Below are 23877 nucleotides of genomic sequence, written 5' to 3'. Positions count from 1 at the left end.
CAAAATCAGATTTATCATGAATTTTAATAATATAAAAACTAAGTTATTAGTAGCGCTGGCTGTTTTATCAGCATCTTGTTCCGAAGACTTTCTTGAAAGAACTCCTCAGGGAGCTGCCGGTGAAGCCAACTATTACCAAACTGCTACAGATGCAGAGTATGCAGTAAACTCTATGTACTACTATATGGGTGATGAGGATATGTTTTCCCGTGGATTTATGTGGTATATTAATGCCAGTGATGATATGGTTACAGGTCGTCCAAAGTCAGTTCCTGAAAACATTAAGAATTTTAACATGACAGGTGATGAAGGTTATGCAAGCTGGATGTACCCTCAATGTTATAAGATTATTCGCAGGGCTAATGATGTGTTGTCTAATGTTTCAGATATGAATATTGATGCGTCTCTAAAGGATCGTTATTTGGGAGAGGCTTATTTCATGAGAGGTTTCCATTATTTCTGGGTGGCTTCTACATACGGAAACGATGTGAGTGGTGGTGTGCCAATTATTACAGAGGAAAACTATAAAGCCAATTCTTTTATACGACCAGCAAGTGTTACTGACAACTATGCCCAAATTGTAGAAGATTTAGAAAAAGCAGCAGCATTGCTTCCTCTATACACTACTTATTCTTCTGATGATTACGGAAGAGCTCATAAAGATGCTTGTTATGCTTACATTGCAAAAACATATTTATACTGGGCTCAGTATGATGCCAGTAAATGGGCAAAAGTAGTTGAATATTGCGATAAAGTAACTAATTCAGGATCTGGACGTGCTTTAATTGACACAGATAATCCTGCTGAGGATTACAGAAGTGTTTTTAAATATACCAACGATTTTGGATCGGAATATATCTGGAGTGTTGTAGGAGGTATCGACAGAGGAAGTAAACTTCAAGGTGTAATGCTTGAAAACAAAGGTTGGGGAGTTTATAATGGTTGGGGCTATTTTATGCCAACAGAAGAGCTTTATAATGAGTTCGAAGCTGGTGACTACCGTAGATCTGCTACAATCCTTAATTTTGGTGATGAGTTCCAGTTTTGGGGCGAAAACAGAAGATATTATTCTACCAACTCATTGTCTGGTTTCCAGTTTAACAAATACATGGATATTTATTCGTATGATGATCCTATTGGCAATGGCTTAATTAATGCTAATGGTGATGCGCTATATACAGTGTATGATATGCCACTTTTAAGATATGCTGAAGTGTTATTAATGGAAGCAGAGGCAAAAATCATGATGGGAGAAAGTGGTGATGCAGAGATTAATATGGTAAGAAACAGAGCTGGTTTGGCAGCTAAAACAAACTGTACTCTGGTAGATTTGAAACACGAGCGTAGAGTTGAATTGGCTGGAGAATTTGCAAACCGTCATCGTGACTTGGTTCGTTGGGGAGATGCAAAAGATGTTTATAGTCAGCCTTTACATGGTAGAATTCACAGCGATAAAACCAATCCGGATTCAGATTATACCGTAGAGGAAATTTGGCCTGCACGTAATTACGATCCTGAAATTCATAACGTTTGGATTATCCCTAATGAAGTGATTAAAAGTTCAGGAATAGAACAAAACAAAGGTTGGTAGTCAATACTATTTATTAACCTGAGTTCGACATAAAATTTTAATCGAACTCAGGTTATTAATAATTATCAAAAGAAACCATGGTTCAAATCCTGTTTCCGCATGCAGGGAACCATGGTCTTTTTTTGATCAATTGTGAGATTGGAATTCCATCCGGGATCTCATATATACATATCTAATCAACTTTATCAATATTCTAAGTAATATAAACATGAATTTACAGTTGGGATTTACATTGCTATTGTGCCTTGTACAGTTAACATCATTCGCACAGGATTTAATGTTTAAAGGAGGACACTCTCATAATGATTATCACCAGGAATACCCATTACAAACAGCCTTAGAAAATGGGATGGTTAGCATCGAAGCTGATGTTTTTATGGTTGGTGATCAACTCCTTGTAGGGCATGAGAAAAAGGAATTAAAAGCACAGAATACACTGGAAAATCTCTATTTAAAACCATTGTTTAAAGAAGTACAACAACAGGGTGATCATTTTCAACCTATAATTCTTCTAGTTGATTTTAAGGCTGATGGTATAAATACTTATCGCTTACTAAAAAAAATAAGTCAACCTTATGAAACAATGTTATCTGTTTATAAAGATGGACTTATTGAGCAAAGAGCAGTAACAATTATTATTAGTGGAGACAGGCCTTTTGAAATATTAAAAAAAGAACAGCATCGATATGCCTTTATCGATGGAAACCTGAATGATTTAGAACAAGATGTTGATGCAGGGTTAACTCCATTATTAAGTGCAGATTGGAATGATTACTTTAAATGGAATGGGGTTGATGATATATCTGATACTGAGCTGAAACAGCTTCAGCAATTTGTAGTTCAATGTCATCAAAAAAATATAATGCTTCGTTTTTGGGGCACTCCGGGAGAAGGGGAAATAGCCATAATCTATTGGAAATTACTATCAGATGCAGGTGTAGACCTAATTGGTACCGATAATCCAAAGGAGTATAATGATTTTAGAAAGGAGTATAAAAAATGATTCATATAAATAAAAAACAGATTATTTATTTTTTTACAGGTTGTATGGCAATCTTCTTTATGGCCTGTAATTCAAAAATAGAGAAAGAGCAAGAGCAGGAGCAAGAATTGCACAATTCACTCATAGGTTATGAGTCTAAGTATTGGTATAAAAGATCTTTGGCACATGTTTTACTGAACCGCATGGAGAGCGAAAAAAATCAGGTGCTTTGGGGTACTACCTATCATACAGCTGCACCGGTACCGTTAGGTTCTGTTGGTCCTGCTAAATATACACGCAAATTACAGGGTATTATTCAAAATGATTCATTGGGACGTGTTTTAAAATCAGCGGTTTCTGATGGAATTAATGTAGTATTGGTTATTGGCGACGGAATGGGAAATATGCATATGGCTTTACCCATTTATAAACGATACGCAGAAAATAATAAGAAACAGACCTACTTTGAAAAAATCATGTCGGAAGGATCTTGTGGATATATGCACACAGGTACGGCTAGGGGCGTTGTCACCGGTTCTGCAGCATCAGGAACAGCCATTGCATCAGGAACAAAAACAATGATGAATATGGTAGGTGTTGATCCTAATGGAAATCCGTTATTGAGTGCTTTAGATTGTGCCAAACAAAGTGGTTATTATACAGCCGTAGTTAGTGATGCTGGAATTACAGATGCAACACCTGCAGCTTTTTATGCGCATTCGGTAAATAGAGATTTAGAATCGGATATTGCACTTCAGTTGGCTCAAAGTAATAAAGTAGATTTAATTTTAGGTGGAGGAGCTGGTCAATTTATACCGCAAAACTCGAGTTTTTCAGATTATTACACTGGTACCGATTATCCAGAATTTACCTCTTCACGAAATGACAATCTGAATCTCTTTAAGATATTTGAGGAACAAGGCTATCAGCTGTGTTTTACTGTGCAGGAATTGAAAAATTGTAGTGCCAATAGAATTGTAGGATTATTTGATGGAGGAGGTTTGAAACCAGCTGTTGAGTATCGTGCCAATCAAACTTTTCCAACTATTTCTCAGTTAGCTGATAAAGCCATGAAGGTTACTTCAAGACAAAAGCAGCCATCCTTTACTATGATTGAGTGTGCACGTATTGATTGGGAAGCTCATGATAATGATATGGTATCGGTTTATAAAGCGGTGGAAGAGATGAATAATATACTAGAAGTAGCTTATGCACGATATCATAAAGATCCGAAACATACACTACTTATATTTACTGCAGATCATGAAACCGGTGGATTAGAAATTGCCTACAAAGATGTTGAGAAAGATCAGGGCGAAAGCTTTCAATTACCCTCAGGTGATACTTATACCAACCATACCTATCCATTGTTTTATGAACAGTTCCTTAAAGAGTTGGAAGGACAGGATAAAACCATTTCATCCATACTAAGTATATCTGAAAATGCTGCCGAATTACAAAATAATCTATTAAAACATGCAGGCATTAAATTAAACACCGAAGAAGCTGAAATGCTTTTTTATGCAAAGCATGATTACAAAAAATATAAACTGGAGTAGTTTTTTAGTAAAAAGGATTTCATTTTAAGAAAGAGGAATCAATTGAAGTATGGATTCCGACATCAGCAACGTAGCTTGGGACCCACTTTTCTTTAATTTTGGTAAGACAGAAAGCTGTTTGAACAAAGTGAGTTCTTTCTGTCTCAAAATTAAGAAAATAGTGGGTAAGCGAGTGATGTAGTCGGCGGACTTTTTTGTTTACTTTTTTTGACTGAAGAAAAAAAGTAAAAGCCATTGCGGCTTGAGCACATTAATATTATCTCTTTAAAATTAATGTTTTCATTATGAAACGATTTTCCTGATTTCTGGATTAAAGAACAATTCATTTTCCTAAAATAAATGATAGATATGTTACGAATAAAGAAATTATTTAAAATAGCTGGTTTATTGAGTATAGCCCTGATCACTCAGGGCACTTTTGCTCAAAACGGCAAACCTGAAGTATTGTATTTTAATAATGATCAAACCTTTAAAGTACTTCAGTTTACAGATGTGCATTGGGCGGCTAAGGAGCCTGGATGTAAGGCTACACTTACTATGATGAATGAAGTTTTGGATAAAGAAAAGCCTGATCTTGTTGTTTATACAGGTGATGTAGTGTTGTCTGAATTTGAAAATAGAGATGAATTAGCCAGCGGTTGGAAAGAGGTGACAGCACCAGTTCGTGACCGAAAAATCAATTGGGTAGCGGTGTTAGGGAACCATGATTCTGAAGGAAATGTGGCTCGTAATTCAGTGTACGATTGTTTTACCAATTTACCCTATAATATTAATGGTACAACAAACCATACATTTGCCGATTTTTCATTACCTGTTAGTACTACCAATGGAGCAACCGGGGCTGTTTTATACTTTTTTGACTCTAATGATTATGCCGGAATGTTTCAGCCGGGAAAGTATGGGTGGATTACAAAGGATCAGGTTGAAGCCTATCAAAAGCAATCAGAAAATTATACTAAACAGAACAACGGTACACCGGTTCCATCATTGGCATTTTTTCATATTCCTATTCCTGAATATAAAGAACTATATTCAAGTAAGGATCAGTTAACAGGTCACGTAGGTGAGGAAGTATCGTCTCCTGATATTAATTCGGGCTTGTTTGCAGCCATGGCTTTAAATGGTGATGTTATGGGAGTATTTTGCGGTCACGACCATAATAACGATTTTATTGGAGAATGGCATGATATAGCTTTAGCATATGGAAGATGTTCAGGCAATAACGCTTATGGTGATTACCGAAACGGAGCAAGAGTAATTACTTTAACGCCACATCAGTTTTCTTTTGATTCCTGGATTTCAATTCCATCCAGAAAAGAGTTTAGGTATCATTTTCCTAAAAATACACCAGTAATAACTGATTATTTACCTGCACAATCTCAAAACATAAACTATGTTCAGGGAATTAATTATACCTATTATAAAGGAGAAGTAAGTAGTGTAAATGAAATAGAATCTTTAAAAGAAGTAAAATCCGGAAACGCAAATAATTTTGACCTGTCACTTGCTGATCAGGAAGATCATTATGCTTTTGTTTTTGAGGGATTCATTGATATTCCTGCAAAAGATGTATATACTTTTTATCTGAGGTCAGATGATGGCAGTCAGTTATTTATTGACGATGTGTTGGTAGTAGATAATGATGGCGGACATAGTGCACGCACCCGAAAAGGACATGCAGGCCTGGACAGTGGTAAGCATAAGATTAAACTGCTTTATTTTGAAGATTACATGGGGCAGGAACTCAAAGTCGGCATTCAAAGTCAGCTACTGAAAAAGGATTTTATAAAACCACAAATGCTATTTCGCAAAAAGTAATTCAAATAAAAAGACTAAAAATACGATCCATTAATTTTCACACAGGAGGAGAGGTTTATTATCGTAAACCAAAAACGTTTGGTTGCATATGTTCTCCTCCTAAATTTTATTCCAGGTATTCTTATCAATTCGAATTGCAATACCCGATTATCTGACTCCTTTCTCAATCAGAAAATCACTATACTTTCTGTCTGTAGTCTTAATATGATTGGCTACCCAGCTTTTAATGAAATTGGTAATTTCTAAAGTCAGAATCAGTTTTCCATTTATATACCTGTCTTCAAAATCAAGAACCCTTTGTACAAAGCGGTCATGTTCTTCTTTATGATTTAAATACTCAGGAAAACCATATTGTTTCATGTACTTTTCTTCCGTAGAAAAGTGGAAAACAGTATATTCTTTTAAGGCTTTTATTAATTTGAATATGCTCTCTTTAGAAGATTGAATACTAATGTTTCTGTAAAATTCATTGATCAAATCAATCAGCTTTTTATGTTGATCATCAATAGAAGGAATATTTACGCTTAGTATTTCATCAGTCCAGGTTATAGTAGCCATTTTTATATGTATTAAGAGAAATTCCTGCAAAAATATATAATTTGAAGATATGTGCAATGAGAGTTGATGAATCTTAACATAAAGATCATACATATATCGTGATTTAATGAGTTAATATAATCATAGCGTTGAGTAAAGTTATATATAAACGAAAGGATGCATTTTTTGTATATATCCATCATTTTAAAATGCTTTATCTTCTAAATCATTGGTTCTTTATATTTTTAAGGCACATCATAAGTTGGATGTAGTGTTTAAATGTATTGAAATAGAGTAGCGTTATGGATTTGAAAATTGTTTTAAGATTGCTTGTTTTGCTTTTGTTTACAAATTCTTTACAAGGATTTGCTCAGGATATAGTGCAAATTGATATTCGTGAGCCACAAGAAAATATAGAAGTTTCAGCCAACCTCTATGGTCAGTTTATAGAGTATTTAGATAATAGCATTACAGGGGGGATTTTTGATGAGAACTCACCACTATCTGATGCGGATGGGTTTAGAAAAGATGTACTAATTAAAATGGAGGACTTAAAAACTCCGGTTTTAAGATACCCGGGAGGTACTGTTACTAAAACATATCATTGGGAAGATGGAATTGGACCGCGTTCAGAAAGACCTGCCAGAAGAAATTTAATTTGGGGTGGAGTAGAAGATAACCATTTTGGAACCGATGAATATATAAAATATTGCAGGCTGATAGGCGCCGAGCCAAGTATTGTGGTAAATATGGGAACCGGAACAGCAGAAGAGGCGGCCAATTGGGTGGAGTACTGCAATGGTACCGGAAATACCTATTATGCAAATCTTCGAAGACAAAATGGTTCGGAAGAGCCGTACAATGTTAAGCTATGGAGCTTAGGCAATGAGGAAGCTGCATGGGAAGATGCCGGTCGTTTGTCCAATCCTGAAAAATATGCGGAGGAAGCCTGGTATTTTGCAAAGATGATGAAGCTTACCGATCCGTCTATAAAATTATTTTCAGTAGCAGATCCTTTTAAAAAGGAGTGGAATGATGTGGTATTGGGATCTCTTGCTCCAATTGCAGATTATATTTCAGTGCACTGGTATGTGGGAACTGTGGAAGGAAAACCTTTATCTATTTATAGTCAGATTGCCAGTTTTGATACTACACTAACAGAATTGAGCTCATACCTGTCTCAATATCCGGAAAAAGTGGAAAACTTCTCAAAATGGTATCGTTTCCCATCCCGTCAGGATGCGATTAAAATCTCTGTTGATGAATGGGGAATCTGGGAAAGTACAGGTGGCGGAAAATATAATTTGGATTGCAGATATACATGGCGACATGCATTAGCCACAGCTTCTTTCTTAAATGTATTTCACCGTCAGGCAGGGTCGGTAACCATGGCCAATTGGGCACAATCGGTTAATGTGTTGGGAGCAATATTAGCCAGTGACAAAGGATCCATTGAACAAACAGTGTATTATCCGTTAATGTATTTCAGACAATACTTGGGCAACTCACTCATGTCCGTAGAAACTTCAGGTATGCCTGTTATAGAAGGAGGTGAAAATTTGCAAGCGTTGGATATTTCATCCACTTATAATGATAAAACCAATGAAGTTAGTGTATTTGTGGTAAACAGAAGTGATAAAAAGGTTTCTGCAAATATGAATATAGAAGGCGTGAAAGCAAGTAATGCGAAGCTTGTTCAGATCACTTCTGTAAATGAGGATGCTAAAAATGTTATTGGTCAGGAAAGCGTGGTTGCAGTTACTGAGGAAAATGTATCATTAAGAAAAGGAATAAAAATAGAACCTTTGTCCATCAATATTATAGTGTTTAAGAAATAGATAATTTAAAATTCATGTTTTAGACTGTAGTTTAAAATAGTGTTGTAAAAAGCCGTACATTAGAAATAATAATGTTGGTGTTGATGATATAAGGATATGCTCCAAAGGGCCGTTAGGCCTGATTTCCTAGTAGCAAATAGCTTTTTTTTTGTAATCAAGGGGCGTAGCCCTGTTGTCTTAAATTGGTATAGGTATTGGTCATAATAGAAACTTAAGATACCAGACCTATGGCCCTTAAATTAAAGCTTTGTATTTATTTCAAAGCGCTGATGCTGCAAATTGCATTCTATCGGCTCGCTTCATCTATTTGAAATTTATCAATATTAGTTAGGAGTAATGCTTGAATAAAATTAACTTCATTTTGTTTGTGAATTTAGATGATCAAATTACTATCCTGGCTTCATCTGATAAAAAGTTAAATACATATAATACTATGGGCATATAAAAAGATTTAATCAGAAAAGCATTTAGCCTTACTTTATAAAAAAGCCTACAAAACGATTGTTTTACAGGCTTTAGAATGAGTCGTAAATTTAACTGATTAAGGGAATTATAAAGCAAATCCTAATTTTATTTTTATTCCTATACTTTGAGGTACAACATTGTTGACCATTGGAGCAGTTGTTTCTGCTTTTGTGTGTTCGCTACCGCTGATGCTGTTGTTTCTTAAATTGGTAGGATTATCTCTATCATACTCAATTATTTTACCAGCCCCTTGCGTTTTTAATATGTTATTCAAACCATAATCCAGATATCCTCCGGCATACAGTTTCGTTGAATTGGATAATTTCCATTTTTTACCACATTCCACAGATAACATTATGGCTACTCCAAAATCAATATCTCCCTTTGATGTACTACCGTCAAATTCTCCAAAACCTCTGAAATTTAAATCCGTGTATTCAGCATTGGTTTCCGGATAATAACCAGATGTTACCAGACTATTATTATTTGATTCAAACTTTCCACTTAAAGGAATGCCGATTTTGAGACCGATATTCGTGTAAAGATTTTTCAATTTCTCAGGAGAAAACTGAATCTGTAAAGGAATATTCAGGTAAAAGGCGTCCTGGTTTTCCTGATAGTTATTCAATTTTAGGTTCCATACAAAGTCATTTGAATAATTATCCTGAGTTAAATAATGGTCTTTCAGTTCCTTAATCTTAATCTCGGATTTATAGGTAGCTAATTCAAGTCCTGTAACAAATCCCCATTGTGTGTTGATTTTATAGGTATAGCCAATTCCAAAAACCGGAGCTATTTTCGAAGCGGTTTGTGCGTGATCATCCATATCAAATTTCATAGATGAGCTAGCAGCGCCCAGATTAAAATTAACTTCATGTTTGGTTTGAGAATAGCTATGAAGACTCATGGAAATTAAAGCTATCACCAATAATATTTTTTGTCGCATGTGTTTAAAATTTGTTTTACATGTTAGAAAAACTTGCCACAAGAATTGATATTCACAATGAGTATGAGATTGATATCTAGGGATTATTAGTTCTTATGGCGTGTTGTTTTCTTTACTTTCTGTAATGAAATATCTGTTTGCTAATTCCTGATGCTAATCTTATTCAACAATCAATTTGGTTGAATAGGAGTGTTTATTTGAAATGATTTGTATCAGATAAACTCCTGGATTTGAAATCTTAAAACTTGCATTATCTTCAGTTATTTCTTTGCTATAAATGGTTCGGCCATTTAAATCGCTGATCATAAGTAAGGTTTCCGATTCATCCAAAGCTGTTTTAAGATGATAATCCATATTCAAATCAATATTTATTTTTTCTCCGGATGAAGCAGGATTTGGATATACCATAGGCGTATTGAGCGATTCAAGTGTTATCGCTGATGGACATGTTTGAAATTTATCCCCATTGATATCTGTTAGCTTAACCATATAAGTAGCATTGGCATTAAGCATATCAGTTGATAAAGGACCTGCGGAGTAATATTGCTTGTTGTCTCCGATAGTTTTACTATCCTCGTACCATTCAAAATCCACAAAATGATAACCTCCATTATTTTCAGGATTGTTATTTACGGTTAGTGTGTTGTTCCACATTTGAGTAACTAAGTCATTAAAGGCAAATGGTCTGCTTACTTTTAATTGATAAGGTTCCGAATCCACTCCGTTTTTTGATGAGATCGTAAAATCAATCTGATTTAATCCTGATTCTGAAGGCGTATATTCAAATGTAGTTTCAGTATCAGCAGTTCTTCCTATTATAGGTTCAATTTGTATGTTCAAAGGCGCATTGGAGTTGTTGCAATCTAAAAGATATGTTTCATTCAGATCTTCCCATTTCTCTCCATTGATGTAAACACCATATAAATAGGAATCTGTATAAGTTGCATCAATGGTTTCCTGAAATAAATCCACCTTAATTACATAATATCCCTGTTTAGAAAGATCAATAGACCATTTATGATCTCCGGAAAGGTTTTGATAAATGTATTTGGAATCAAGTATGGATTCTCCTTGAGTAGCACAATGAAATGACACCGGGCCCCAATCATTTTGACCTAAGAATTTAAACATATTTCTGTCGCCACCGGTTACAGCACTTTGTAAAATTCCGGAAAAGATAAACAGATTAGGATTGTTCTCATCTTTTTTCAATTTTATAGCATTACCAGAGTCCCAACCAGCCTCTGTTGCACCACCTACAATATACAATTCCTCTCGTGCAACGAATATTTCACCATATAGAGCCTGATGTTTAGTACTTATTTGAATTTTATAATAATCGTCAGGAATAGTTACCTGCCAACCCATTGCATTTGCATCACTGCTTAGTTCTATGGGATTGTATCCAACAGCATTTGCATACTGAGTGGAAGGAACATAAAACTGGGTGTTGGACTGAATGGTTGGTGTATTCATAATCTTAAATTCTCCAGATTGAAGTGCCCCATGATACCTGAAGTAACCCGCAATTTGAGCAGGATCTTCAGTTAATATTTCAGTTCCACCAGGAATAGCTGAGCCTGTTATCCACAGGGTTGATCCATCTTCATCATAACCAATAGCTTCATTTTTTTCAGAACCACCATAATCGCTTTGTTCAGCAATGTTCTTACTGTCCAAGATAAAATCTCTCCACTCTTTAATTTCTTCCTGTGGCGCATTATTTACTTCCAGCAACAGATCAAAAGATGATTCCAGATTATCTGAAAAATTCTGCAGTTCAGATAATGTTGTTGCCGGATCTAAAGCAATACGATGACTTGTTTCAACAAGAGATGTAAATTCGTCGGGAATGTTTTCTCCCATTTTTAATAACAGCGAATCGTTACATTGTTCAAGTCTTTTTAGCTGTCCCATTTTACCTGCTATTAATTCTTCAGAGGTTGCCTGAGCATCATCAAAATCAACTTTAACCTCTAAATTAGATTCACAGCTGATTGAAGGTGTTTTGATTACAATCGCAAGTTGTTTACTGTCGTATGTCCAGCTACCTTCTGTTAAAGATGATGTGTAAGCATATTTTACACCATTTACATGCACCTGTTTTGCAGGAAGTTTAGAAAGCAGTTCTAACTTATAATATCTTGAATCAGGCATGTTTTCAAATGAACCTTCGCGAGGAAATATGGAATATGTGCCTTGTTGTGCATTGGTATGCTGGGTTATTGTAGTTGTTGTAAACGCTCCGTTTTTATATTCATCATTATCGCCATTGTCTTCATAATAGGAGAATGAACCGGATTCACCAGGAATAAAATCTATGATCAGGGTATCAGGTCTTTGTTTCATGTGTTTGATGTCGGGATATTTAGGGATAATAGCCCCTTCTTTGTAAAAAAATGGAATTTCATCCTGAGCAAAGCTTCTGGTATATTTTTGATTTCCTTCAAGCTCAGATCCAGTTTCTGCTTCAATCCAGTTTCCTTCCGGAAGCCAAAAATGTTTTGATGCAGTACCAATGGTAAAATCAGAAGCCGTAACTATGGGCGATACTAAAATTTCATCACCAAACATATAAGATGTTTCTTGTCTGTAGGCTTCATTATCTTCAGGTGAGTCGTAATATAACGGACGACAAATTGAAATTCCTGTATCATAAGCTTTTCTGGAATAGGTATAAACATAAGGAATCATAGCATACCTTTGCTTAATCGCATCTCTCATCGTTTCAAAATTTGGATACTTCCAGATTCTTCTTTCGATGTGTGATGCGTTGGTGGCATGAGTTCTGGTAATCGGAGAGAAGATGCCAAACTGAATCCATCGTAAATAAAGTTCCGGATTATTCTCGCCCGGTTGGTTATGTCCGCCTAAATCATGACTCCAATAACCATAGGCCACGTTAGAAGCTGTTGAGTTGAAATAAATTAGAAAGGCCAGCGTAGGGAATGTAGCCCAGGTATCTCCGGAAAAACCGATCTGGTAGCGATGATTTCCCAAGCCTCCCCAACGATGAAAAATCATAGGTCGTCGATCTGGTCGGTTGGTTTGCATGTCGTTGTAAAAAACATGATTCAGCCAAAAGGTATTTCCCAAATCGTTTACGTCGGGAGTTAAAGGCCATTGCTGCCAGTCCAGCCACCAGAAATCAATACCCATTTGTTCTTGCGGACGTAATATGTTTTTAAAAAAGGCCTGATAAAAATCTTCGTTTTCAATATTCCATTTAATGGTTTGACTTAGTGATAAATTCAAATCCTGTGCAAGGTCTGTAAAATGATCTTCATCCGGAGCCACACCATCTGCAGGGTGTAAGTTTAAGGTTACTTTCAGGTTTTTGTTATGCAACCAGTCAACGAATTCCTGAGGGTCAGGAAAAAGGCTTTTATTCCATGTCCAGCCAGTCCAGCCACCACGGCCGCCATCATCAGGATGACCAGCATAATGCCAGTCCATATCAACCACCATAACGTCCATAGGAATATCGTTTTGTTGAATCTCATTCACGATCTCCTTAAAATCATTTTCACTGTATCTTTCGTATTTCGAATACCAATAGCCAAAAGAATAGAGTGGGGGCATAGGTATTTTTCCTGCAATTTTGGTGTAGTCGGCAAGTGCTTTTTTATAGTCGTGGCCATAACACATAAAATACCAGTCAATGGAGTTGCCGGGAATTGGTTCTGCCACCCAGTCAAAAGCGCCACCCTGGTTTTCAAAAAGTAAGCTTTTACTGGTGTCGCCATTGTGTTTATTTTCATCAATTACCACCCAGCCCGAGCGCGAAATAATACCGTCTTCCATGGCACTTCGCATATTATCACCACTGGAATTATCCAGTGTGCGCATGGTTCCTTTCAGGTTTAGATGATCTTGTTTCCCCGGATACCATTGTCCGGAAGCTCCATTAACTAAAAAGTTGATACTCATATTTTGAGCATTAAAGGGATTGGTTAGCGGAAATGTTCCTATTTTATATTTTAATTCCAGTTTCTCAGTTCGGATGTATAAGTAACCATCAATTACTTCAGTAGAATATTCAGGTACTGGTAATTTTCTGTTTACAACAATAAATGATGCTCTATCCTCAAATTGTTTGGTATCGCTCCATTCAATTCTTATCATTTCCGGAGTAAGGATGGTAAACCTCATATTCCCTGAAATAACAATGGCCTGTTCATTGGCTAAAGGATCGTTTTGCGCCTTTAACCGGAGCGCTGATCCTAATATTAACACTACAAGAAATAATAAATACTGTGATTTTATTTTCATTACTTATTGGGTCTTATTGAATTTATTTATAAAACGAATCAACAGATAAGAGCTAGATTTATAATTGGTTGAGGTGATTTAAAGGTCTGATGTGAAATCTTCGGAGTAAATTTATTCTCTACTCCGAAGTATGTGAATACTGTATAAAACTGCTTAGTAAGTTACCTTGCCAACAGTAGGACCGTCAACTTTTAGCATGCCTTCATCATCAATATTTAATTTGTCGATAAATACAATACGTTGGTTTCCTCCATCTTTGGTTCTTGCATGATACACACATAATTTTTGATGATCGGGCAGATGAAGTACCATATTGTGACCTGTACCGGTAACAATACCATCATTTTCAGTATTCTTTTGCAGAACCGGATTGTTTGATGCCTTTTTAAAGGGACCAAGCGGATGTTTTCCAGTTGCATAACCTACTGCATAATCTTTACCTCCAAAGTAGTTGGCTGAATACATCATGTAAAAAGTGTCGTTCTCTTTAAATATGAAAGATCCTTCAGTCCATCTTCGATTCACCTCATGGTTAGTAACAGAGCGACTTTCCCATTCATACTGAGGATCCTCTTTATGTACCGGAGGACGAAGTAATAACTGAGGTTCGCCAATAACATCTGAATAATCAGGTTTGATTTCTACGCCATAAACCCAACTCTCTTCAATTTCGTTAAACCACCCCTTTTTTTGGGCCCATTTTGAAGCATCGCTCTCCACAGGGTTTTTATAACAGCATCTGGAATAGTACAGGTAGGTTTTGTTATGCTCATCATCAAAGTAAATATTGGCATCGATGATGGGATATCCCGGATCAAATACCGGATGGTCATAAATATTTTTAAACGGACCTACGGGACTGTCAGAAACAGCGACACCAATGCGGAAATTTTCAGCTTCATTGGTTGGGTTTTCCATCCAATTGGCACTATACCATAAGTAGAACTTGCCATTTCTTTCGTACACTTCAGGAGCCCAGAAACAATCTTTTCCCCATACTTTTTCATCCGATTTATCGTAGATAACACCTCTGTCAGTCCAATTAATAAGGTCTTTGGATGAATAGGCCTTAAATCCGTTTATTTCCGATGTACCATACATATAATACGTACCATCAGAAGCCTGTATTATAAAAGGATCGCCCAACGGAATAGATATTGGATTATTCAATTGTGCTTGATTTTTCTTATTGAATGAACAAGCAGTGCTTAAAAGAACAATTAGGCTTAGTAATATTATTTTATTCATATTTACATTCTTGAAATAAGAGATTCTTTTTCTTACAAGAGAAAAGAATTCATTTGTAATGTTTATTCGATGATAACTTTTTCTGTTTGAAGTTTATCGTTGATGCTTAATTCTAAGTAGTATTCTCCCGGCTGAAGTTTTTTGCCGATAGAGAATTTCGTTTTTGGATTTTTCTTTAAAGCCAATTGGTTTGATTCACTGTCTTTTAAACAAGCAGAATCAAACACGATACTTTCATCAGCACAGATTAAAACCTTACCCTTTTTAGTAGAAATAGAATATTGAATGTCGTTATCTTTTTCATTGGGATCTTGTAGTGAATAGTAAGCCTCAATAGTTTCCTGAAAAAGATCTACTTTAATTACATAATGCCCTTGTTTAGAAGGATGAATAGTCCACTTGTGGTCGCCGGGTAGGTTTTCATAAATATACTTTGAACCCAGTATAGATTCATGCTGAACAGCAGGATGAAAGGAAACTGGTCCCCAATCATTTTGACCAAGTAATTTAAAAGAGTTTCTTTCTTCACCCGAATCTGAATTTTTTAAAACACCCGAAAAAATAAACAGGTTAGGGTTGTTTAAATCCTTTCTTAAGCGTATTGCTTTATCCGAATTCCAACCAACTTGTGTAGCTCCACCAACAATATACAAGTCCTCTCTTGCCACAAATATTTCTCCGTTAAGCGTCTCTGCTTTTGCATTTATTTTGAGCTTATAATAATCATCAGCTATGGTTACTTTCCAACCAGGTAAATCTGCATTTTCAGTAAGTTTCATGCCACTGTTGCCTATAGCATTTTCATCTAGCATTACAGGTACATAATATTTTGTATCGGCCTGTATTGTTGGAGTGTTTATAATTTTAAACTCACCCGTCTGAAGTTTTCCATGGTAACGGAAGAATCCTGCAACTTGTGCAGGATCTTCTGTTAATATTGCTGTTTCTCCTGGTACCGCAGGCCCCGTAATCCATAGCTTTGTACCATCCACATTATAACCCATAGCTTCATTTTTTTCTGAGCCGCCAAAATCACTTTGCTTTTTAGTGTTTTTGCTTTCCAGAATAAAGTTCTTCCATTCATTAATTTCCCTAACCGGAGCATTTTCAATCTCTAGCAACTGATTAAAAGAGGCTTCAAGATTATTTTCGAAGAATCGAAGCGCTTGTAATGTGTTTTCAGGATTTGTAGCAATACGCTTGCTTGTTTCAACTAGCTTAGTAAATAAGGCAGGTATTTTATTGTTCAATTTTTGAGTAAGCGAATCATTACATTGTTGAAGTCGCTTCATCTGACCCATTTTTCCAGATAACAATTGCTCTGACGCAGCCTGATTCTCATCAAAATCCACTTTAATTTCAATTTTCGTATCACATGAAATAGAAGGTGTATTGATTACAATGGCCAGTTGTTTACTGTCGTACGACCAATAACCCACTTGAGGTTGCGTTGCATATGAATACTTCTTACCATTCACTATTACTTGTTTAGCCGGAAGTTTCGATAAAAGCTCAAGTTTATAATGTCTTGCATCAGGCATATGCTCAAAAGAACCTTTGCGCGGATGGATGGTATATACACCTTGTTTACTGTTTGTTATCTGTGTTATTGGAGTTGTAGTGTATTTCCCTTCTTTGTACTCATCATTATCACCATTGTCTTCATAGTATGAAAAAGAGCCTGCACTACCTGGGATAAAATCAATGATTAAAGTATCTGGTCTTTCTTTCAGATGTTTAACATCAGGGTATTTTGGAATGATGGCACCTTCTTTATAGAAAAATGGGATCTCGCTTTGAGCAAAACTTCTTAAATACTTGTGATTTCCTTCAAGAACAGTTCCTGTTTCTGCTTCAAGCCACTTGCCTTCAGGTAACCAAATGTTTTTTAGAGCAGTTCCATTGGTAAATTCAGAAGCAGTTACGATTGGAGATACCAGTATTTCATCACCAAACATATAAGTGGTTTCTTGTTTGTAGGCCTCATTTTCCTCAGGAGAATCATAATACAACGGACGGCATAATGAGATTCCGGTATCGTATGCTTTACGTGAATAAGTATAGATGTATGGAATCATTGTATATCTGAACTTAATGGCATCTTTCATTAGTTCATAATTCGGGTATTTCCAAATTCTTCTTTCGATATGAGCCGCATTGGTAGCGTGAGTTCTGGTAATTGGAGAGAAGATTCCAAACTGAATCCAGCGCAAGTATAATTCTGGATTGTTATCTCCCGGTTGAATATGGCCACCTAAATCATGACTCCAGTAACCATAGGCCACATTTGAAGCTGTTGAGTTATAATAAACCTGAAAGGCTAAACTAGGGAATGTTGCCCAGGCATCACCGGAGAAACCAATTTGATAGCGGTGATTACCCATACCTCCCCATCTGTGAAAAATCATAGGGCGACGATCAGGTCGGTTTGTTTTCATATCGTTATAGAAAACATGATTTAACCAGAAGGTATTACCTAAGTCTTTTACGCCTGGAGTTAAAGGCCATTGTTGCCAATCTAACCACCAAAAATCTACTCCCATTTCTTCTTGTGGGTATAAAATATTCTTAAAGAATTTCTGATAAAAATTTTCATTCTCAATATTCCATTTAATGGTTTGATCTTTAGGGAGATTAAGGTCATCAGCTAATTCTTCAAAATGATCCTCATGTGGAGCCACACCATCAGCAGGGTGTAGATTTAAAGTAACATTCAGGTTTTTGTCATGAAGCCAGTTAAGGAATTCCTGAGGATCCGGAAATAAGCTTTTATTCCATGTCCAACCGGTCCAGCCACCACGGCCGCCATCTTTTTCATGTCCTGCATAGTGCCAGTCCATATCCACCACCATAACATCCATAGGTATGTCACGTTTGTGTATTTCGTTTACAATTTCTTTAAAATCGTCTTCGGTATATCTTTCATATTTAGAATACCAGTAACCGAAGGAATACAATGGAGGCATAGGGATTTTCCCTGCAACTTTAGTATAATCAGCAAGAGCCTTTTTGTATTCATGACCGTAACCCATAAAGTACCAATCGATATTATTGCCCAACGAACGCTCAGCAACCCAGTCGAAAGCACCGCCTTGATTCTCGAATAACAAGCTTTTACTGGTGTCGCCATTGGTTTGTGCTTCATCAATCACTACCCAACCGGAGCGGGAAAGAATTCCATTTTCCATTGCACCCCGCATGCTATCTCCCTTGGCGTTATCCAATGTACGAGTGGTTCCCTTTAAGTTCAGCGGATCCTTTTTGCCAGGATACCAATGCGTAAGTGATCCATTCACTTTAAATGAGATGCTCAGATTTTCAGGACTGGCCGGATTTGTAAGTGGATATGTTCCTTCCTTATACTTTAAATCAAGTTTTTCGGTGCTGATGTATAAATAACCATCTTTTACTTTCGTAGAATACTTTGGTACAGGCATTTTTCTGTTTACCATAATAAAAGATGCTCTGTCTTCAAATTGTTTGGCATCGTTCCATTCAATTCTAATCATCTCTGGCGTGAGGATTGTAAACCTCATATTGCCGGAGATGATGACTGCCTCATCATCTGCCTTGGGATTATTTTGCCCTAAGAGCTTCAACGAAAAGCTGCATACAAGCAAAATGAATAATATTAATTTAAGTGGTTTAAATGTCATTACTAATTGTTTTTAGAATGTTAATTCGCGCTATGTTTTCGGTTTAAAATACACTAAAGATTACAAGTTGTACTTGTGTAAAAGTTTATTAGCATGTATCAGATGAAAGCAAGCTTATTCTGGTTTTATGATGTTGTAGTACAAATATAGATGGGTTGGGATAGTGGAGATGGCAGCATTCCTGTCAATTTCTTGTAAAATTCTCTCAAAGGTTTGTTATTAGAAGAAAATTAACTCTTTTTACAATAATATTACATGATTAATTACTCGTACCCATTTTTGTTTGAGAGAATAATAGCAGGAATAAGCGCGTAATTATTATAGTTAAATTAAATATTATCGTGTTTAATGATGAACAATAAAATCCTTTTTTACCTGAGTGTAATTCTAATTACATTTGTTCACAACAATATTTTGTTAAGTGAAAATAAGCCTACGTTTATTAAATATGGAGTTGAATCAGGATTAGCGCAGAATACTGTTTATTGTATACTTCAGGATAAACAAGGGTTTATGTGGTTTGGTACCAAAGATGGGCTTTCCAGATTTGATGGATCACAGTTCAGGAACTACAGGAATGATAAAAAAGATCCGTATAGTATTGGTAACAATTGTATTCGTTCAATATTTCAGGATAATAGCGAAAATATTTGGGTTGGCACGGATAACGGGGCTTATATCTATTCTCCAAAGATGGATCGGTTTGAATATTTTGATGTAGCTACTAAGGATGGAATAAAAATAGAAAAAGAAGTTAATGATATAAAACAGGACTCCGATGGTGTGTATTGGTTTGCTGTGGATTGGCAAGGTGTTTTTTCGTATGATCCCAAATTAAACGAATTGGTATTTTATGAACTAAATACAATCGTTAATGCCTGGTGTATTCATATTGATACTAAAAATAAAGTATGGATTGGTACACATGGGGGTGGACTCAATTATTTTAATAAAGAGACTAACAAATTTGAAAAAGTAAATTTCATCTCACATGATCATTCAGATAATGATATGGATGATATATACAAGATATTTCAGGATGATTATAATAATCTGTTAATAACAACAGCCAATAGTGGCGTAAAGATATTGAATCAGGTGAATAACGAAATCAGGTCATTTTCTCCTACGCTGAATTTTAGTTCAATATTTGTGAGGGACGTGGTGCGCAGGTCAGATAATGAAATATGGTTTGGTACCGGAAGCGGAATCTGCACTTATGATGTTTCAAAAAAGAGCATTTCTTTTCTTAGGCACAGTTATTTAGATCCTTATTCACTTTCTGATAATGCCGTTTATTCTGTTTATAAAGATCGGGAAGGCGGAATATGGGTAGGAACCTATTTTGGTGGAGTGAATTACTATCCACATCAATATACAGCCTTTAATAAATTTTATCCGATAGAGGATAATTATACCAATACTTTAATTGGCCGAAGAGTAAGAGAATTTCAAAAAGATGGTGATGGATTTTTATGGATTGGTACCGAGGATGGTGGTTTAAGCAGGTACAATCCTCAAAATAATACTTTTAAAAACTTTCTACCTAATGGACAAGGTGGTAGTATTTCAACCAATAATATTCATGGTTTACTGGTTGATGGTGATTACCTGTGGATTGGAACCTATAATCATGGTATTGATATCATGGATCTGAAAACTAAAAAAGTGATCAGACATTATGCGAAAACAGGTGATGAAAATTCACTCAGCGATAACAGTATATTTTCCATTTATAAAGATCATTCAGGAAGAATCTGGGTTGGAACACTTTATGGTTTGTGTTATTATAATCAAGAAACTGATGATTTTACAAGAGTTACAGAGTTGGGTAATATTTTTGTCAATGATATTTTGCAAACAAAAAATGGTGCTTTATGGGTGGGATCTTTAGGTAGAGGATTGTATCAGTTTAATCCGCATAGCGATAAATGGATTGATTTTAAGAATAATCCAACGGATTCAACAAGTATTGCTCATAATAAAATAATATCATTATTTGAAGACAGCAGAATGACTTTATGGGTTACTACAGAAGGTGGTGGATTGTGCAGGTATAATCCTGAAGAAAATAATTTTACTGCCTTTACAACTCATGAGGGCCTTCCTAATAATGTGGTTTATAAAATTGTTGAAGATTTACACTCCAATTTGTGGTTTACTACAAATCAGGGTCTTGTATGTATGAATCTGAATGATTACTCCATCAAGCAGTATACTCAAAGTGATGGATTAATCAGTAATCAGTTTAATTATAAATCAGGTATTAAGGATGATAGCGGGAATATTTATTTCGGTGGATTAGAAGGTTTTATTTCATTTAATCCCTTATCATTTATACCAAATGAAAATTCACCCTCGGTTTATGTTACCGATTTTGAATTGTTTAATAAGATTGTGCATTGCGGAGAGGAAAATTCTCCATTGAAAGAAGCCATAGAGCTAACAGACAATATTGAATTAAAACACGATCAGTCTACCTTTGGATTTCGTTTTGCAGCGCTGAGTTATGTGGCTCCTGAAAAAAATCAATATGCCTATATGCTTGAGGGATTTGATCAGGATTGGATTTATTTAAAAAATGCGCAACAAGCCAGGTATTCCAATATTCCTCCGGGAAAGTATACCTTTAAAGTAAAAGCAACCAATAACAACGGTATTTGGAGTGATAAAACAGCAACTATTGCACTTGTTATAACTCCTCCATATTATAAAACTGTTTTAGCATACATTATCTATTTTATTGTGGTTGTAAGTAGCTTGGTCTTTTTATTTATTTCATATCGAAGAAGGCAACAAAAAAGGAATCAGCACAGGCAGGAGATTTTTGAAAATGAAAAGGCCAAAGAAATTTACGATGCTAAAATTGCCTTTTTTACAAATATAGCCCATGAAATCAGAACCCCATTAAGTTTAATTAAGGGACCTTTGGATTATATATTAAATTCAAAAGTGGGTGAAGAAGAAAGAGAAGATAATTTGAATGTTATCAATAGAAATACCAATCGTTTATTGGATTTAAGTAATCAGTTGCTAGACTTTAGAAAAACGGAAGAAAAAGGATTTCAGCTTAATTTTATATCCACAAATATTCCTCAGCTGGTTAACGATATTTATCTAAGATTTAATGCTACTGCAGTGAAGCAAAACTTAAAGTTTGAAGTGGATTTGTTTTCAGATAATTTTTATGCCGATGTGGACAAGGAAGCATTAACTAAGATTTTAAGTAATCTGTTTTCAAATGCACTTAAGTATGCGCATGCACATATTAAGTTAGTTACTCAAGCCGATGAGGAATTCATTCACTTTATAATCACTAGTGATGGTACAAAAATCAAAAAGCACGTTCAGGAAAAGATTTTTGAGCCATTTTATCAAGTACATGATAACGAAGCCAGCCAAGTAGTTGTAGGTACAGGTTTGGGACTGCCCTTGTCACGATCTTTGGCTGAATTGCATGGAGGTAAACTTACTTACCTGTCATCAGATACGGAATATAATAGTTTTAAACTGAGCTTGCCTATTAGTCAGTCAACAACCATTAAACTGGAAACGAATACCATTGAAGAATTGCCTCAGGAGAAAAACGAATTACCTGAAGGAATAAAGTATTCCATTCTTATTGTTGAGGATGATTCAGAACTAAGAATGTTTGTTGTAAACCAATTAATGAAGCACTATAAAATTTTTGAAGCTTCGAATGGTGAAGAAGCTATTAAAATGCTTAATAACGAACATGTTGATTTGGTTATTTCTGATGTTGTAATGCCGCAGATGGATGGATTTCAACTGTGTAAAGAATTGAAATCCAACTTAAATTACAGTCATATTCCAATTATTCTTTTAACAGCAAAAACTACTTTGCAATCTAAAATTGAAGGACTGGATGCCGGGGCTGATGCTTATGTTGAAAAACCATTTTCGATGGAGCATGTATTTGCACAAATATCTAACCTATTGACCAATAGGAATAAAATTAAAGAAGCTTTTGCAAACTCTCCGTTAACAAAAGTGAAGAGTATTGCTCCAACTAAGGCCGATGAAGATTTTTTAAAGAATGTAACCGAGGCTATCGATAAAAATATTGCCGATACTCAGTTTAGTGTGGATATGCTTGCCAGTGAACTAAATATGAGTAGATCCAGCTTACACCGCAAAATAAAGGGAGTTTCAGAGTTAACACCTAATGATTTTATTCTACTGGTTAAGTTAAAAAAGGCTGTGGAGTTTTTACAGGAAGGTTATAAGGTAAATGAAATATGTTTCTTAGTAGGCTTTAATTCACCATCTTATTTTTCAAAAGTATTCAAAAAACAATTTGGCGTGTCTCCTAAGAACTGGAATAAATAACCTCCAAAAGAATTTTTGTTGTTGACATTAAAATATAGTAAGTCGATATCTTCTCTCGCTAATAAAAGATCATTTTATACCATGTTTCAAATTGTAATACAAGTAAATTCCTATCAGGTGAAATATGTAATGTTTTATGCTTTTTTGCTAGATAAATATGCTTGTTTTTACCATTTGTAAAGGAATGTGAATCATCTGGTAGGTATGTAAACACTGGTGTTTTTGCAATTTTTTAATCCAGAAGTTGTAAAATATTATCAAATGTTAATATTTGAAAAAATATTACATCAAATTGACAGAAAAGCAGCTTTTTGTAATATATGACCTCTCTATATTTGCCCATGTAAACGATGCATCAAAGAAAGTTCAACTTAATAATTAAAGCGTAATTGGAATGGTAATACACAATTAGTAATTTTTTGTAAAGGAGTAATCAGGGGAAGCAAAATATGATGTTGTAAAAATGAGTCAACCTTTTGATTAGGTCGCAAAAAAGAAGAATAGATAGTGTGTACTTACAGATAATATGTAATCAGTGCACATAATCAAATTTGGAAAATGGAAAATTATTTAAGCTGTTATGAATCTATTGTAATGTGAAACGAATCCTGAGAT

Annotated in this window: 11 protein-coding genes; 6 read left to right on the top strand and 5 right to left on the bottom strand. The window is 35.4% G+C overall.

The genetic code is table 11. The features are described from left to right. The first annotated feature begins 16 nt into the window (after positions 1-16). The 4 genes from OM075_RS07420 (at position 17) to OM075_RS07405 (ending at position 5950) form a co-directional block, all read left to right on the top strand. Positions 17-1591, top strand: a complete 1575-nt coding sequence (locus OM075_RS07420) for a RagB/SusD family nutrient uptake outer membrane protein (RefSeq protein WP_301189856.1) — start codon at positions 17-19, stop codon at positions 1589-1591. Positions 1592-1799: 208 nt separating this feature from the next. Next, entirely contained in the window at positions 1800-2594 is a 795-nt protein-coding gene (locus tag OM075_RS07415; protein ID WP_301189855.1) for a phosphatidylinositol-specific phospholipase C/glycerophosphodiester phosphodiesterase family protein, read from the top strand. After that, positions 2591-4132, top strand: coding sequence for an alkaline phosphatase (locus OM075_RS07410; RefSeq protein ID WP_301189854.1), 1542 nt, complete (start codon positions 2591-2593; stop codon positions 4130-4132). Before OM075_RS07415 ends, OM075_RS07410 begins: the two co-directional genes overlap by 4 nt. 348 nt (positions 4133-4480) lie before the next feature. Then, the gene (locus OM075_RS07405; RefSeq protein ID WP_301189853.1) at positions 4481-5950 is read left to right on the top strand and encodes a PA14 domain-containing metallophosphoesterase; all 1470 of its coding nucleotides are present in this window, start codon (positions 4481-4483) and stop codon (positions 5948-5950) included. A gap of 147 nt (positions 5951-6097) precedes the next feature. Here OM075_RS07405 and OM075_RS07400 read toward each other — a convergent pair whose 3' ends face one another. Beyond that, positions 6098-6508, bottom strand: coding sequence for a bacteriohemerythrin (locus OM075_RS07400; RefSeq protein WP_301189852.1), 411 nt, complete (start codon positions 6506-6508; stop codon positions 6098-6100). Positions 6509-6789: 281 nt separating this feature from the next. On the opposite strand from OM075_RS07400, the gene OM075_RS07395 reads away from it, so the two are divergent. Continuing rightward, positions 6790-8325 carry an alpha-L-arabinofuranosidase family protein gene (locus OM075_RS07395; RefSeq protein WP_301189851.1) on the top strand — a complete coding sequence of 512 codons (1536 nt, stop codon included), beginning with the start codon at positions 6790-6792 and terminating at the stop codon, positions 8323-8325. A 550-nt stretch (positions 8326-8875) separates the two neighbouring features. On the opposite strand, the gene OM075_RS07390 is transcribed toward OM075_RS07395, so the two are convergent. The 4 genes from OM075_RS07390 to OM075_RS07375 all read right to left on the bottom strand — a co-directional run bounded on the left by OM075_RS07390 (position 8876) and on the right by OM075_RS07375 (position 18912). Beyond that, complete coding sequence (locus OM075_RS07390) at positions 8876-9736, bottom strand: outer membrane beta-barrel protein (protein ID WP_301189850.1); 861 nt, start codon at positions 9734-9736, stop codon at positions 8876-8878. A 159-nt stretch (positions 9737-9895) separates the two neighbouring features. After that, on the bottom strand, positions 9896-14008 hold the full coding sequence (locus tag OM075_RS07385) for a TIM-barrel domain-containing protein (RefSeq protein ID WP_301189849.1): 4113 nt from the start codon (positions 14006-14008) through the stop codon (positions 9896-9898). A 153-nt stretch (positions 14009-14161) separates the two neighbouring features. Further along, positions 14162-15256, bottom strand: a complete 1095-nt coding sequence (locus OM075_RS07380) for a glycoside hydrolase family 43 protein (protein ID WP_301189848.1) — start codon at positions 15254-15256, stop codon at positions 14162-14164. 62 nt (positions 15257-15318) lie between these two features. After that, positions 15319-18912, bottom strand: coding sequence for a TIM-barrel domain-containing protein (locus OM075_RS07375; RefSeq protein ID WP_301189847.1), 3594 nt, complete (start codon positions 18910-18912; stop codon positions 15319-15321). A 348-nt stretch (positions 18913-19260) separates the two neighbouring features. On the opposite strand from OM075_RS07375, the gene OM075_RS07370 reads away from it, so the two are divergent. Next, positions 19261-23262 carry a hybrid sensor histidine kinase/response regulator transcription factor gene (locus tag OM075_RS07370; RefSeq protein ID WP_301189846.1) on the top strand — a complete coding sequence of 1334 codons (4002 nt, stop codon included), beginning with the start codon at positions 19261-19263 and terminating at the stop codon, positions 23260-23262. The last annotated feature ends 615 nt before the right edge of the window (positions 23263-23877 follow it).

The sequence above is a fragment of the Plebeiibacterium sediminum genome, from assembly GCF_026013605.1.
Taxonomy (GTDB): domain Bacteria; phylum Bacteroidota; class Bacteroidia; order Bacteroidales; family Marinilabiliaceae; genus Saccharicrinis; species Saccharicrinis sediminus.
Note: the sequence above shows the minus strand (reverse complement) of the source record. Positions and strands in the feature narration are given on the sequence as shown.

Bases quoted from the DNA above. Each gene is read 5' to 3' on its own strand.
- OM075_RS07420 (WP_301189856.1), top strand. From the start codon at position 17: ATGAATTTTAATAATATAAAAACTAAGTTATTAGTAGCGCTGGCTGTT.
- OM075_RS07415 (WP_301189855.1), top strand. From the start codon at position 1,800: ATGAATTTACAGTTGGGATTTACATTGCTATTGTGCCTTGTACAGTTA.
- OM075_RS07410 (WP_301189854.1), top strand. From the start codon at position 2,591: ATGATTCATATAAATAAAAAACAGATTATTTATTTTTTTACAGGTTGT.
- OM075_RS07405 (WP_301189853.1), top strand. From the start codon at position 4,481: ATGTTACGAATAAAGAAATTATTTAAAATAGCTGGTTTATTGAGTATA.
- OM075_RS07400 (WP_301189852.1), bottom strand. From the start codon at position 6,508: ATGGCTACTATAACCTGGACTGATGAAATACTAAGCGTAAATATTCCT.
- OM075_RS07395 (WP_301189851.1), top strand. From the start codon at position 6,790: ATGGATTTGAAAATTGTTTTAAGATTGCTTGTTTTGCTTTTGTTTACA.
- OM075_RS07390 (WP_301189850.1), bottom strand. From the start codon at position 9,736: ATGCGACAAAAAATATTATTGGTGATAGCTTTAATTTCCATGAGTCTT.
- OM075_RS07385 (WP_301189849.1), bottom strand. From the start codon at position 14,008: ATGAAAATAAAATCACAGTATTTATTATTTCTTGTAGTGTTAATATTA.
- OM075_RS07380 (WP_301189848.1), bottom strand. From the start codon at position 15,256: ATGAATAAAATAATATTACTAAGCCTAATTGTTCTTTTAAGCACTGCT.
- OM075_RS07375 (WP_301189847.1), bottom strand. From the start codon at position 18,912: ATGACATTTAAACCACTTAAATTAATATTATTCATTTTGCTTGTATGC.
- OM075_RS07370 (WP_301189846.1), top strand. From the start codon at position 19,261: ATGATGAACAATAAAATCCTTTTTTACCTGAGTGTAATTCTAATTACA.